General features: G+C 58.9%; 15 protein-coding genes. 8 read left to right on the forward strand and 7 right to left on the reverse strand.

From position 1 onward, the window contains the following. Nucleotides 1-545: 545 nt before the first annotated feature. Nucleotides 546-926: a cytochrome c oxidase subunit II gene (locus HY067_10340; protein MBI3528356.1), complete on the reverse strand. Its 381-nt coding sequence runs from the start codon at nucleotides 924-926 to the stop codon at nucleotides 546-548. Beyond that, nucleotides 926-1,822: a metallophosphoesterase gene (locus tag HY067_10345; protein ID MBI3528357.1), complete on the reverse strand. Its 897-nt coding sequence runs from the start codon at nucleotides 1,820-1,822 to the stop codon at nucleotides 926-928. Before HY067_10345 ends, HY067_10340 begins: the two co-directional genes overlap by 1 nt. A gap of 234 nt (nucleotides 1,823-2,056) precedes the next feature. Between HY067_10345 and HY067_10350 the strand changes: the two genes are divergently transcribed. The 3 genes from HY067_10350 to HY067_10360 all read left to right on the forward strand — a co-directional run bounded on the left by HY067_10350 (nucleotide 2,057) and on the right by HY067_10360 (nucleotide 5,097). After that, entirely contained in the window at nucleotides 2,057-2,593 is a 537-nt protein-coding gene (locus HY067_10350; protein MBI3528358.1) for a sigma-70 family RNA polymerase sigma factor, read from the forward strand. 3 nt (nucleotides 2,594-2,596) lie between these two features. Further along, nucleotides 2,597-3,277: an anti-sigma factor gene (locus HY067_10355; protein ID MBI3528359.1), complete on the forward strand. Its 681-nt coding sequence runs from the start codon at nucleotides 2,597-2,599 to the stop codon at nucleotides 3,275-3,277. A gap of 122 nt (nucleotides 3,278-3,399) precedes the next feature. After that, entirely contained in the window at nucleotides 3,400-5,097 is a 1,698-nt protein-coding gene (locus HY067_10360; protein ID MBI3528360.1) for a glycosyltransferase family 39 protein, read from the forward strand. A gap of 136 nt (nucleotides 5,098-5,233) precedes the next feature. On the opposite strand, the gene HY067_10365 is transcribed toward HY067_10360, so the two are convergent. Next, nucleotides 5,234-6,205, reverse strand: coding sequence for a histidinol phosphatase (locus HY067_10365; GenBank protein MBI3528361.1), 972 nt, complete (start codon nucleotides 6,203-6,205; stop codon nucleotides 5,234-5,236). A gap of 186 nt (nucleotides 6,206-6,391) precedes the next feature. Here HY067_10365 and HY067_10370 point away from each other — a divergent pair, with 186 nt between their 5' ends. Next, complete coding sequence (locus tag HY067_10370; protein ID MBI3528362.1) at nucleotides 6,392-6,619, forward strand: type II toxin-antitoxin system HicB family antitoxin; 228 nt, start codon at nucleotides 6,392-6,394, stop codon at nucleotides 6,617-6,619. Between the two features lie 211 nt (nucleotides 6,620-6,830). On the opposite strand, the gene HY067_10375 is transcribed toward HY067_10370, so the two are convergent. Both HY067_10375 and HY067_10380 read right to left on the reverse strand, forming a co-directional pair. Further along, nucleotides 6,831-7,181 (reverse strand): hypothetical protein, encoded by a 351-nt coding sequence (locus HY067_10375; GenBank protein MBI3528363.1) that lies wholly within the window; start codon nucleotides 7,179-7,181, stop codon nucleotides 6,831-6,833. After that, on the reverse strand, nucleotides 7,178-8,125 hold the full coding sequence (locus HY067_10380) for a DnaJ domain-containing protein (protein ID MBI3528364.1): 948 nt from the start codon (nucleotides 8,123-8,125) through the stop codon (nucleotides 7,178-7,180). Before HY067_10380 ends, HY067_10375 begins: the two co-directional genes overlap by 4 nt. Before the next feature lie 145 nt (nucleotides 8,126-8,270). Here HY067_10380 and HY067_10385 point away from each other — a divergent pair, with 145 nt between their 5' ends. Continuing rightward, nucleotides 8,271-8,558: a DUF1330 domain-containing protein gene (locus tag HY067_10385; protein MBI3528365.1), complete on the forward strand. Its 288-nt coding sequence runs from the start codon at nucleotides 8,271-8,273 to the stop codon at nucleotides 8,556-8,558. A gap of 372 nt (nucleotides 8,559-8,930) precedes the next feature. Beyond that, nucleotides 8,931-9,287, forward strand: a complete 357-nt coding sequence (locus HY067_10390) for a hypothetical protein (protein MBI3528366.1) — start codon at nucleotides 8,931-8,933, stop codon at nucleotides 9,285-9,287. Between the two features lie 209 nt (nucleotides 9,288-9,496). Here the strand turns inward: HY067_10390 and HY067_10395 are convergent, their stop codons facing one another. Both HY067_10395 and HY067_10400 read right to left on the reverse strand, forming a co-directional pair. Continuing rightward, nucleotides 9,497-10,816 carry a ThiF family adenylyltransferase gene (locus HY067_10395; GenBank protein MBI3528367.1) on the reverse strand — a complete coding sequence of 440 codons (1,320 nt, stop codon included), beginning with the start codon at nucleotides 10,814-10,816 and terminating at the stop codon, nucleotides 9,497-9,499. Nucleotides 10,817-11,252: 436 nt separating this feature from the next. After that, nucleotides 11,253-11,540, reverse strand: a complete 288-nt coding sequence (locus HY067_10400; protein MBI3528368.1) for a hypothetical protein — start codon at nucleotides 11,538-11,540, stop codon at nucleotides 11,253-11,255. A 140-nt stretch (nucleotides 11,541-11,680) separates the two neighbouring features. Here HY067_10400 and HY067_10405 point away from each other — a divergent pair, with 140 nt between their 5' ends. Continuing rightward, nucleotides 11,681-12,058 (forward strand): helix-turn-helix transcriptional regulator, encoded by a 378-nt coding sequence (locus HY067_10405; GenBank protein MBI3528369.1) that lies wholly within the window; start codon nucleotides 11,681-11,683, stop codon nucleotides 12,056-12,058. A 32-nt stretch (nucleotides 12,059-12,090) separates the two neighbouring features. Next, nucleotides 12,091-12,606 carry a hypothetical protein gene (locus HY067_10410; GenBank protein MBI3528370.1) on the forward strand — a complete coding sequence of 172 codons (516 nt, stop codon included), beginning with the start codon at nucleotides 12,091-12,093 and terminating at the stop codon, nucleotides 12,604-12,606. Nucleotides 12,607-12,676 lie beyond the last annotated feature (70 nt).

Raw genomic sequence — 12,676 nt, forward strand, 5'->3', positions numbered from 1 at the left:
AACAGCGTGGCAGAGCTCACCATCGAGCACATATCCTCGAGACTTCGTGATGAAGCGGATGGAAAATTACAGGAGACGGCTGGCTACACGCGCAGGCGCATGCACAAGGAAACCACCGCCGACTAGGCGGTTTAGTTCAACTTGTAATTATCCTGCACCGTCGCGGGATAACACCGCGTTGTTGGGATAATCCAGACTTCTTGTTCGGATAACAAGGCGCGTGTTGGGATAGCACATCAGTGCAAGATAACAAGACTCTCGTCATATTTCCTTCATCCCCGCTTCGATAGTTTGGGCACGGAAACGACCTCTGTCTAGAGCATGTAAATGACCGCGTAGGGTCGGACATTGCCGACAAAGGTCCGCTTTCGAGCGTATAGCAAAACTTCTGGAATTGGCCGCGTTCAGCCGTTCAAGAGGCAGGTTAGAGTCGCGATCTAACTTTACAGTACCCGCCAGATCGAATGGCGACTACTGCAACTGAGTAAAGGCGACAAGCCGATCTCGATCTCCTTCCTCTCGCCTCTGATTTCTGGCGGCGCGGCTCAATCCGATACGATGATCGTTCCGTTCATTTCCTCGTGGCCGCCGCCGCAGAAGTTGTCGCAGAGGAAGTCGTAGCGGCCCGGCGCGAGCGCTTTGATCGTCACCCGGGTCACCCTGCCGGGAACCAGGTCGGTCCGGATTCCCAGTTCCGGCACCTTGAAACCGTGCACGAAGTCGAGCGACGTGATCGCCAGGACGGCCGATTGACCGCTCCTGAGCGCGATCTCGTTCGGCGTAAAGCGGAATCGCTGCGCCACCACTTCGATCACCTGCGCATTCCCGGATGCAACGGAACGACGAGCTGTCGCGGCGCCGCCGGCCAATGCGCCGAGCAATGCGATGGCGCCGACCTGCCTGAGTGCCTGTCGCCTGTTCATCATCAGCCCTTCACGACCGGGAACTCGGTGATCTTGTAGCGGGCGTCGTTGACTTCCGTTTCGACTTCCCTGAAGCCCAGTCCCTTGTTTGGCTGCGCCGGATCCCACGGCAGCGGCGCACGCTTGGGCTGGGACATGGGCGCCGGCAGCGGAAAGATCAGCGACTTTGCCGAGTGGTGAGCGATATGCCCGGTCTGATGGTGATGCTCCTGGTGGATGTGGCCGTAGAACACGGTCACGTTCGGATAGGGCATGAGAATTTCGATCGCCTTTGCGCCGTCGCGGGTCGCCCAATCCCAGGCTGGCGCCAGATCGAACAGCGGGCGATGCGTAAACACGACGATCGGCGTGGACTTTCCGAGCCTGGCGAGATCGGCTTTCAGCCACTGCAACTGGGTTTCGCCCACGCTCGCGCCGGGATCGGAGACGTTGTCGAGCACGACGAAGTGCACGCCTTTGTGATCGAACGAATAGTGCGTCTCGCCGAACAGCTCCTTGTACGCCGCGCCGCTGTCGAGCGAGGCATCGTGTTCTCCGGGCATGAAGCGCACGTCTTTGACCTTGAGTTCGCTTACGATGCCGCGAAACTCGGTCAAGCGCCGGCGCCGCTCCGCGGAATCGTCGGTGGTGTGGGTCAGGTCGCCCGTGAACATGATGAAGTCGGGCTGGATATCCAGCGCATTGACGGTCGCCACGGCTTTGCGCAGCGTGCTGTCAGCCTGCGGGTTGGCGGGGCCGCTGTATCCCCAGTGGGTATCGGACAACTGCACGAAAAAGAATTCCTCGTAACCCGCGGTACCGTTCTTCCCGGCAGCGCGGACCGAACCGGGCAAGGCGGACCCGAAGACGGCACCGCCACCCACGGCGGCCAATTGCAGAAAACGTCGGCGATCGATCATTGTGATTCTCCTGAAGATTGATGGGACGGCAGGCCGCAGCCTGTGCTTCCGGAGTGCAATACCGGACGCCGCCCGGCCTTATTCCCGGTGCAACGCAAAAAATGCGGGAATAAAACGCCCTGCCGCCCGGTATGGCATCGAGGAACCTGCGCAATAGGGCACAACGGAAACGGAAACCAAAAATTGGCCGGCATACAATATTCAGCTCGAAGCCGCAATCGCGGAGGAGCCGGGTTGGACATCAGGACACAGCAATTCGAGGCGGTGGTGCTTCCGCATCTCGACGCGGCCTATAACCTGGCCCGCTGGCTGCTGAAGGACGACGACAGCGCGCGGGACGCGGTACAGGACGCGTATCTGCGCGCCTTCCGCTTCTTCGATCACCTGCGGGGCGAGGAGGCGCGGCCCTGGTTGCTCGCGATCGTGCGCAACACCTGCTACTCGCTGCTGGGCAAGCGCCGGCAGTTCGGCGACCAGATCGAGTTCGACGAAGAGCGCGACAGCGAGTTCGCCGAACGATCGGCCGAAGCCGGTGGGGGCGATCCTGCGATGCGGCTGATCCGCAAAATCGAGAGCGCCCGCATCGACGAAGCGATCGAGCGGCTGCCGTCGGTTTACCGCGAGGTGATCGTGTTGAGGGAACTCGAAGAACTTGCCTACGAGGAAATTGCGCTGATCGCAAACGTTCCCGTCGGCACGGTCATGTCGCGCTTATCGCGCGCCCGGGCGATGCTCCGCGCGCGTCTGGGCCGGCTGGACGAGGAAGGATGAGCCATGGACGAACGTGACGATGATCTGAGCGCACTGATCAAGGCCGGGGCGACCCGTCATGTCGCGCCACCGCAGCTCAGAGCGCGGATCGACGCGAGGATCGCGGAGATCGGCACGGGCCGCGCTGGGGAGATTGCCGCGGCGGGAGCGCTGGCCTTGCCGATGGAAGCGTGGCGGCGCTGGACGAACATGGGCGCGGCTTTCGCAGTCGGCGTCGTGGCCAGTATCGCGGTGATGCTGGCATTGCGCGGTACCGGCGATGAGGATCGCATTGCGCAGGCGGTCGTGGACAGCCATGTCCGGTCCTTGATGAGTGCGCATCTGGTCGACGTGGAATCGTCGGACAAGCACGCGGTGAAGCCGTGGTTCTCGGGCAAGCTCGACTATGCGCCGCCGGTGAAAGATCTTGCTGCCGAAGGCATTCCTCTCGCTGGCGGCCGGCTCGATTATCTGGGTCAGCGCCCGGTCGCGGCGCTGGTATATCGGCTGAAGCGGCACACGATCAATGTTTTCGTCTGGCCCGACGCTGGCGAATCATCGAAAGACCCGGTGTTCGCCGTGCGCCAGGGGTTCAATGTCGCGCACTGGACCGGCGATGGCATGCAGTTCTGGGCCGTGTCCGACGTGAATGCCGGCGAATTGCGCGACGTCGTGCGTTTGCTCGCCTCGGGAGATCGTCCTTAAGTCTGGCTTAAGAAAACACCGTTAGATTCCGCGTTTCGATCCGGATGCCTGGCGGCATGGAGTACAGTAAAATGACAGCCGGCGCCGGAAGGCCCTAAACTTTCAACCCAGCGAATCCGTTCTTGTTCCGCACCAGTTTGCCCGAGTCGATTCCGTCGCCAGTCGTCGCACCCGGCGGGCCCATCGGCGCCCAGGTGCGCCGGTGGATCGCATATCACCCGACCGCGATCGCGCTGCTGATCTTCTGCGCGTGGATGCTGCCCGGCCTGATCGGCCACGATCCGTGGAAGCCCGACGAAGGTTACACCTTCGGTCTCGTCAATCACATCCTGCGCACCGGCGACTGGGTTGTGCCGACGCTGGCCGGCGAGCCCTTCATGGAAAAGCCGCCGATCTTCTATCTGGTGGCGGCCTTGTTCGCCAAGATCGCCTCGCCGGTCCTTCCGCTGTACGACGCCGCGCGGCTCGCCTGCGCATTCTTCGTCGGCCTCGCCGCGCTGTTCACGGCGCGCGCCAGTTCGGTGCTGTTGCCATCGCGGCCTGTGTGGGTCGCGCCGTTGCTGCTGATCGGCAGCCTCGGGCTGGCGATCCACGCGCACCAACTCGTCACCGACAATGCGCTGCTGTGCGGATTCGCGATCGCGATCTACGGTTTCGCGCTTGCATTGCGGCGCCCGCTTGCCGGCGGATTCTGGCTCGGGTCCGGCATCGGCCTCGGCTTCATGGCGAAAGGCCTGCTCGCCCCCGGCGTGATCGGCATCACCGCGCTGCTGCTGCCTGTGTGTTATGCGCAGTGGCGCACGCGGCGCTATCTCGCCGTGTTGTGCATTGCCTTCCTCGCGGCGGCGCCGTGGCTCGGCATCTGGTCGGTGGCGCTCTACCTGCGGTCCCCGCAGCTTTTCATCGACTGGTTCTGGACCAACAACTTCGGCCGCTTCCTCGGTTTTGCGCACCTCGGCCCCGTGGCGGAACCGTATGCCTATACGAAGCTTCTGCTCTGGTTTGCGTTGCCTTCGCTGCCGTTCGCGCTGCGCGCGTTGTGGATCCGGCGCCGGCAAGTGCGCACGGATGCGGCGCTGCAGATTGCAACCACGGTGTTCGCAGTGATGTTCACCGTGCTGAGCGCCGCCGCCGATGCGCGCGAACTGTATGCGATGCCGTTGCTGATCCCGCTGGCACTGCTCGGCGTCTTGGGATTGGAGAACCTGCCGCCGGTCGTGACACGATACTTTCACTGGCTAACCGCGTTGCTGTTCACCGGCCTCGCGCTTGCCGTATGGGCATGCTGGTTTGCGGTCGATCTGGGCTTTCCCGCGCAACTTTCAGCCTCCCTGCAGCAGAAGCAGCCGCTCTATGCGCCTCATGTCCGACTGTTGTTGCTGTGCATCGCGCTCGTGCTCAGCGCGGGATGGCTGACGCTGATTTCGAACAGGTCGGGGCGGTACCGGTCGGTGATGATCTGGGCCGCCGGCGTTGCAACGGTGTGGGGGCTGCTTGGCACGCTGATGGTGAACTGGGTCGACACGGGCATGACCTATCGCGGGATGCTGCCCGAACTGGCGCGGGCGCTGCCGGCAGATCACGGCTGCATTGCAAGCCGGTCGCTCGGCGAATCCCAGCGGGGAATCTTCGAATACTTCTCGGGTATCGTCACCGAGCGGCAGGAGAACGCCTCGGCGCGCAACGATTGCGGCCTGCTTCTGGTGCAGACCCGCGCACCCCGCGCACAGTCGCCCGGCGAACCATGGTCGCTGTTCTGGGACGGCTCACGGCCCGGCGACCGTCACGAACACTTCTGGCTTTACCGGAAAATGCAGTAAAAAAACCTTTGCCACGATGCGGACGATGTCCGCAGAGCGATGGAATTGTAGTTCCGGCATAACATTGGCCTTCGCAAATGTTAGCCTCCACTGAAACGCGCGATGGGACTGCGCGTTTTCACGGCGGTTTTGCGCCTTACTCCTCCAGCCCCAGCAATCGCGCGGGGTTCTTCTTCACCATCAGGTCGATGTCCGCCTGCGATACGCCTTCCTTGAGCAGGCCGGTGATCATGTCTTCCATCCCGTCGGGATGCGTCATCATCGCGTGCTGGCCGAGGTCGGTGGAAAGCACAATGTGCTGTGCGCCGATGTCGCCGGCCACCTTTGCCACGTCCTTGAGCGTCACCTTGCTCCAGTGCTTCATCCAGGCGTGCTGCGCGTCCGGCCCGGTCATCGACTGCAGATAGCAATACTCGATGTAAGCGCCCATCTGCGCGACCTGCCTGGCCTGCTCCATGGACAGGCCGGGGATATTGGTCAGCGCGTGCGTGATGAGGATGTTCTTCACGCCGAGTTCCTTTGCGCGCCTGACCACGGCCATCACCTCTTCGGCGTGGATGTGCCCGGTCGCCAGCACCAGGTTTTCCCGCGCGATGATCTTCAGCACTTCCTCGAGCTGCGGCGTCACGACGCCGTTGGGCGCGACGACGATGCCGCTGCCCTTCGGGTCCACCAGCGTCTTGACGTGCTTGTCGGAATCGAAGGTCGGCAGCCACACCACCTTGCCGCGCCCGCCGGACATCCGGTGCATCCACTCGACCGCCATCGGGTTGATGCCGCCCACGGCGTTGTTGAGCACGATGCCGCCGAAGATCTCGATGCCGGGCACCATTTTCATGACCAGCACCGCGCGGTCCGCGGTCATGGTGACGTGGTTCTTCAGCACCAGCGCGCGCATGCCTTTGCGTTTCGCCAGCACGGCGACGTCGATGTCGTCCATGCTGCGTCCGAAAACATCGGGCTCGGAATGCACGTGAAAATCGATCGCGCCCTGCGCGGGGCTGACTTTGGGCGGCGGGGCGGGGAATCCAACCGGTGGCGCCGTCAGCGCCGGAACGGCGGCCAGGCTCAGTGCGGCGAACGCTGCAGTGATCAGTCGGTTTTTCATGGCGGCTCTCTCCCGGTTATTGGCATCCGGCTCCGGATGCGCTGTGTCCGCCAATGATGCCAGAAGTGAATCCGTGACGGACGTGACACCCCTTTGACCTTTCACTCGCAATACCGGGATCGGAATATAATTTGCAGCCGGACCGGTAGTACGGTCTCATGGAACCTAGCTCCATATGGAGAGCGAATGAAAAGGGATTTTGACGTTGTGGTGGAGCGGGATGGCGAGGGCTTCTACGTGGCCTCCGTGCCCTCTTTGCCGGGGTGTCATACCCAGGCAAAATCTCTTGACGAATTAATGGTTCGCATCCGCGAAGCAATCGAACTCTGCCTTGAGGTGCAAGGCGGTAAGCCTGAATCTCTCCAGTTCATCGGTGTTCAGCGCGTAACCGTAGCCGATGGTGACGCTGCCTAGCGTTACCGGAAAACAGCTTATCTCGGCCCTCTCCAAGGCGGGCTTCCAGACAATCCGCATCAAACTGTTTCGGACCCCGAGTTTTCTCATAGCAGTCAGTACACAGCACGCAGCACTTGCACTTGATTATTCCCTCGCCCTTGACGGGATACCCTGGCGAAGCCCGGAGTACCCCGTCAGAGGGCCGGGGAGAGGGTGACCTTTCCCCCGTTTACCTTTTGACTCGCAGCGTCGGGAATTGCGAACGCAAGTCCTGAAGCTGCGCTTCGAGCCCGTGAATGCGTTCGATCAGCGTCAGGGCAACGGACAATGCATTCGCATCGAGATCGAAATCCTCGCGCAGGCGACTCACGGTTCGCACGGCGACAACGCAGTCGGCGGTGAAGGTCCACTGCGCCGTTTCAGCATTGGTCGGAACCTGCGCATTGATCGGAACCAGCGCGCCGTAGTTGACCAGTTCGCGCAGCAGCTCGGGTGACAATCCCGACAACTCCGCCAGTTCCTCGACTGACACCTCGGCATGCTCGCTCAGCCATTGTGCATCGGTGAGTTCGACTTTCATTTTTCATCTCCTGTCGGAAATGACGCGCGCGGATTGAATTTCGAAGCTTCCGCCAATTCCTTGAATAGCGCCTTCTCGCGCTCGCTGGGCGAGGTGGGCACGACGATCTGCACGATCGCGAACAAGTCGCCTTCGCCTTCGCGCCGTTTCGGCAATCCGCGTTTGCCGAGGCGCAGTTTCTGCCCCGTGTTCGTGCCCGCCGGCACTTTGAGGCGGACCGGTCCGCCCAGCGTCGGCACTTCCACGCTGGCGCCAAGCGCGGCTTCCCATGGCGACAGCGGCAGATCCAGGTAGAGATCGTGGCCGGTCACGCGGTAGAGCGGATGCGGCAGCAGCGCGACGGTGAGATACAGATTCCCGTTCGGTCCGCCGTTGAGTCCCTTGCCGCCCTTGCCCGGCAGGCGCAGCCTTTCTCCGTCCGTCACGCCTTTGGGAATGCGCGCCTTGAACGTCAGCGGCACGCGACGCATGCGGCCGTGCTCGTCGTATTCCGGCACGCTGAGATTCAGCTCCAGTTCAGTACCGCGCCAGGCATCCTCGATCGTGATCGGCGCAGCGACTTCGTAGTCCTGGCCCGGAATCGGGAAGCTGCCGCCGCGTGCGCCGCCGCCACGCCTGGCGCCACCGAGCCCGGCGAACAGGTCCGAAAGGTCGATGTCCTCGAACGAGAATTTGCCGTCGCCGAATTGCTGGCCCCAGTCCGGAGGCGGCTGAAAATCCTCCCCTGGCCGGTGGCTGCCCAGCTTGTCGTAGGCGGCCCGCGCTTCCGGGTCCTTGAGGGTCTTGTAGGCTTCGGAGATATCCTTGAATTTCTCCTCCCCCTTGGGATCCTTGGAGACGTCCGGATGGGTTTTGTGCGCCAGCTTGCGATACGCCTTCTTTATGGCATCGGCCTGGGCGTCCCGCGGGACGCCCAGGATTTCGTAGTAGTCCTTGTATTTCATCGGCTGAAGTCCAGGCACGGCCGGTCCGGCCGTTTCATCACCAAGATTACGTCACTTTGACCCGGATTCAAGGCCTGTGTTTTTCGCTGGCTTTCGATCGCATGATTTTCTATCCTGTCGGATTCTTGAACCGGGGAGCCTCCGCATGTCCGCTTACATGATTGTCGATATCGAAATCCACGACCCCGCCGCCTACGATGAATATCGCAAGGTGGTCGGGCCGACCCTGGCTCAGTACGGCGGAAAGTTCGTGGTCCGCGGCGGCAAGATCGACGTGCTGGAAGGCAGTTGGAATCCGAAGCGCATCGTGATCCTGGAATTCGAAAGCGCCGCGCGCGCCCGCCAGTGGTACGACTCGGAGGAATACCGTGTGCCGAAGCAGATCCGGATGCGGGCGTCGAAGGGCAATATCGTTGTGGTCGAGGGAGTTTGAAAGACCGTGAATATCGTGTCCACGGGATACCGGATTACGCCCATAAATGTCGTGAATGATGTAACGGCAGCTCGGATGGACCAGGGGTAGTGTGCTGCGAGAGTGGCATAGCCGGCCGAGGGCCGGCCTTAAGAGCGTTGACGCAGAGGACGCAGAGGAAAAAAGAGAGGGCGCAAAGGAAAAGCTAGAATTGGGCGGCCCCGACATTCACGGCTTCACCGGGCCTTTACCGCCTCCGGTGGTGGGCGTATCGTCCATGCCACGCGGGTAACAAGAGGGGCTCCTCCAGCCCGGGTCCGCACAAAGCCAAGCCGGTGCGTTCTTCATCGGGCCGGCCCGATCAAGGGAATCGCAGAGTCGGGGGAATGTTCGATGCCTGCTTCGTCTTCTCGCAACACCCAGCCTGGCGTTGCCGCGCCGGGAAATTCCACACTCGCTTGCAAGACCTGCGGCAAGTCCTTCACCCCTCCGGTTGGTCAGAGCGAAGCGGCGGCCGCGCTCGTCGACGAAGAATCCGCCCGCTGCAGCCGCATGCGGGAAATCACGCAGCAGCGGCAGGCACTGACGGCCAGGACGCAGGCCGGTTTCGCCGGCATGTTGGGCAGCGACACGGTGGACACGGTAGATATGGTTGCTCACCGCAAAAGCCTTGCGCAACTGGACGCAGCCCTGAGAGGGGAGGCGGAGGAGTTATCGAAGGTCATGCGGCACGTGCCGGGAGAGCCGTGAAAACGCGCTACTCACGCGCGTTTCAGTGCAGGCTAACATTTGCGAAAGACAATGTTATGCCGGAACTACTATTCCACTGAGCGGCTTTGCACCGCATATTCTTGGCGACGTGACGGAGACAGCAAGTGCAATTGCTACGAGAAGCAGGACGGAGGGCCGAAAGAAGAAGCAAGCCCAAAGCTAGAAGGTCAAGGCTGAATCAGTGTGCTCTACGCAATAAGCTCTTGGGAGGTTGGATCACCATGTATTTCTACGGGACAATCCAATCGCTTAACAATCGAAGAGCGCCAAGGCTGCTCAGGTCGGAGTGGTGTCATAAAAATTTGCTGATGCCGGAGCGGCACCATTTCGCCACTCGCGGCCCTGACTAGGTACGTCGCGAGTAAAAGTCCTGCCCAGAACGAGACAAAAGCAACAGTAGGTATGGTAGCGTCGTTGGGATCATCGGTCGGATGAAGACAACCTGCGCAAGCCAATCCTTCAGTATGAAAGGATGCCATTGACGACCAATGGCTTGTTGCGCCCACCCCAAGCCACCCGCGTGAGTCTCTTTGAACTAACCACCTGGTTGGTATGTCATCGACGCCAACGAGCACGTTTGACGCAAGTGGCCGAAGCAGAGATTGAGTTTCTAAATCGTAGCGCGTTTCTACTGGTTGAAGCTTTAGGCCGCCAAGGTCGAGACCAGCGATTGCCGTTACTTTGGGAAGTCCCAGCATTGATCTTAGCAATAGTGCATTTCGATTTAGGTTGCTGATGTCACTGATATCTGCGTCGACGATTCGGCCGTTCGCTATGAGGCGCGGAATTCGGGCTAACGTGAATAGGGCGCAATTAATTATCGCGCCGGCGCTGATGAAATCAATCTGACCCAGGTTGGTTGCTTGTGGGGTCCAGTGTGGCGCAAGGTGAAAGTCCACCTCTACTATGTTGGCAAATCGTTCTCTAAACGTTGAAGGGTTTCTTGCGAAGCGGCTGAGCTTCTGCATTGCTATTTTGAATCCTTCAGCTGAAATAAGGCCGGCGCTCGCCAAACCGCCGAAAGGCCAATCCGTTCTGGTGGATTTCGCGGGGGCGTTAGAAGAACGAAGACTAGCCGACCAAGATCTAAAGGAAACTGTGCGTATACGTTTCGCTAGTACATCTGACTTGGTGTCTCTAAATCTAATACCAAGATCCACCTCAGATTTCGGTTGGCCAACTTGAAATGTGATCCCGGGCAATAGATCCTCACCTACTTCAAGCAAACACGAAATTAGACCGCCTTCCTTTAATGGTGGTTGGGGCCCAACCAGGGGCACATCGGGTGCCGCAAGATGCACTCGATGCCCAGATCTCGCCATGAGCATGGCCGCGGTAATGTAGGCGCTCTGCGCAGAGTGAGACTTTAGGTCGCTCGCGTCAGCAACTAGGGCAATCTCGGTTTCTGTTAGTGCAGCCAGAAGCACGTCGTTCCGCGGTCTGTCATCAAGTTCGTCCCGCATCAGCAGTAGCGTGCGGTCGAGAGCCGCTTCGAGGGAAGTCTTCATCGAATCACGTGTAAGTGTTCGTCGATGGGTACCTCGCACCAACTTCCATCCGAGCGAATTTCGGCGAGATAGACACCTGAAAAGCTTACTGGTCCACGCCCGAAGTTAGGAATAACGAGAGATAGAAAGCCGGGTGAATGAATGATCGGGTACATATTGTCAGTGTGAGAATGAAACGCTTCGCTAGGATGAGTATGGATCTGAACCCTAATTCCACTTTGCGTTGTGGCCAAATCAAGCCAAAATGAGTTGAGCCAGTTCCCGTCGAGAACGAAACCTCCAGCATGCGCAGAATGTGCAGGATGTACCGCAGCAAGAAGGAGTTCGGGCGCGCACCAGTTACTTGTCCAGAGGACCTGGCACTCTCGCTGCCCCCCGCCACAATGACGCACCAGATAGAACGTCTGATCTAGAAGCGCCTGTGGCAAGAGGTACATCATGAATGAAACCCGCCTTTCACCTGACTTGGGCGGAGAAGTAGTTGCTGCCTTTTTTGGATGCCGGCCTGTCGCACCGTAAGAGACTCGTTTAGCTCCTCTCCCTTTTCGGTAAAGAGCGACAGAAGATGGGGTTGCGGAAGTGGAGCGAAGACTTGAATCGCGTGATCCAGCAGCTGCTTTATGGTGTCGTCAGGCTCGATTCCAATTGACTTCGGTACGCCGTTGTAAATCACAATGACTTCTAGCTTCTTTTCTACTGCTGCTTCTGCAATAAGTTCGCTCATGGCTTGGTTTCCTTGTGTAAGATGAGTATGTGTCACCCAATATGGTTGACATTGAGAATTGTCACCCATTTTGGTTGACGTCGCAAGTGGGCGAGATCTAGAATGAAGCGGCTTACATTCCGCAAAAACAGGAGGTGACTATGGCAATCACCGAGTTCGGGAGAATTGTTCGTCAATTCAGGGAGAAAGAGGAGGTATCGCTGCGCCAAATGGCTGAAGAAATTGGGTTTTCGGCGACCTATCTCTCAGCCGTAGAGATGGGCGAAAAGGGTATTACGGACGATTTGGTCGATAAAGTTGTTGGCTTTTTTAGGAAAAGAGGTAGGAAGACAAAAGACTTGGCCAGCCTAACTGCTGCTGTAGATCGGACTCGTCGAACAGTAAACGTTAGTCAGCTAGATGGACAGAGTAGGGCCGCCGTGGTCGCATTTGCGCGCAACCTGGCTGATCTTGATAAGGAATCGCGTGAAAAATTTCTTAAGAAGGTAGGCTTCTCGGGGAAAAGTGAGGAAGAATGATTGGGCCGTGGAGTCGTAGCCGAGGATATAAAGTGGCTCCAAAGCCAGTAGGTGACATTCGGGTTTCGGCTTTGAATGTGCGCCTACATTTAGAAATAGCTGAGTCAAGAATCGATATGGTGAAATTGTTAGAGAATGGACTACGGAGAAATGGTATTCACTATCACATAGTGGAATCTTCACGGATACCGGGCGAAGCAGCTCGAGCTATTCCAGATAAAGGAGAAATTCTTCTCGCGGCAGAAACGTACGAAGCGATTTGTGAAGGCGATCCAAGTTATCAATTAATTGTGCCGCATGAACTGGGTCATATTGTTCTGAGGCACGCGGCTACTTTCGCTCGCGCAACATCTAATGCTTCTCATACAAGCATCGAAGATTCAGAAACACAGGCTGATCGGTTCTCGCACGAATTCACTATGCCGGTATTGCTCGTTCAAAGGCATTGCAAATCGATCAGAGCCATACAAGACGTTTTCAATGTGACCAGATTAGAAGCCAGCATTCGTAAAGATACGTTGTATAGAGAAGGTCTGATCGACTGGTGAACTGCAGAAGAATGGGGTGCGGCCTGCACAATTGGATAAAGATAATTTCTATGCCCTAGGTGTTGATCGC

Source organism: Betaproteobacteria bacterium, assembly GCA_016194905.1.
In the GTDB taxonomy this organism is placed as follows: domain Bacteria; phylum Pseudomonadota; class Gammaproteobacteria; order Burkholderiales; family JACQAP01; genus JACQAP01.

Coding starts and splice junctions, on each gene's coding strand:
- HY067_10340 (MBI3528356.1), bottom strand. CDS start 926: ATGATGAACAGGCGACAGGCACTCAGGCAGGTCGGCGCCATCGCATTG.
- HY067_10345 (MBI3528357.1), bottom strand. CDS start 1,822: ATGATCGATCGCCGACGTTTTCTGCAATTGGCCGCCGTGGGTGGCGGT.
- HY067_10355 (MBI3528359.1), top strand. CDS start 2,597: ATGGACGAACGTGACGATGATCTGAGCGCACTGATCAAGGCCGGGGCG.
- HY067_10365 (MBI3528361.1), bottom strand. CDS start 6,205: ATGAAAAACCGACTGATCACTGCAGCGTTCGCCGCACTGAGCCTGGCC.
- HY067_10370 (MBI3528362.1), top strand. CDS start 6,392: ATGAAAAGGGATTTTGACGTTGTGGTGGAGCGGGATGGCGAGGGCTTC.
- HY067_10375 (MBI3528363.1), bottom strand. CDS start 7,181: ATGAAAGTCGAACTCACCGATGCACAATGGCTGAGCGAGCATGCCGAG.
- HY067_10380 (MBI3528364.1), bottom strand. CDS start 8,125: ATGAAATACAAGGACTACTACGAAATCCTGGGCGTCCCGCGGGACGCC.
- HY067_10385 (MBI3528365.1), top strand. CDS start 8,271: ATGTCCGCTTACATGATTGTCGATATCGAAATCCACGACCCCGCCGCC.
- HY067_10390 (MBI3528366.1), top strand. CDS start 8,931: ATGCCTGCTTCGTCTTCTCGCAACACCCAGCCTGGCGTTGCCGCGCCG.
- HY067_10395 (MBI3528367.1), bottom strand. CDS start 10,816: ATGAAGACTTCCCTCGAAGCGGCTCTCGACCGCACGCTACTGCTGATG.
- HY067_10400 (MBI3528368.1), bottom strand. CDS start 11,540: ATGAGCGAACTTATTGCAGAAGCAGCAGTAGAAAAGAAGCTAGAAGTC.
- HY067_10405 (MBI3528369.1), top strand. CDS start 11,681: ATGGCAATCACCGAGTTCGGGAGAATTGTTCGTCAATTCAGGGAGAAA.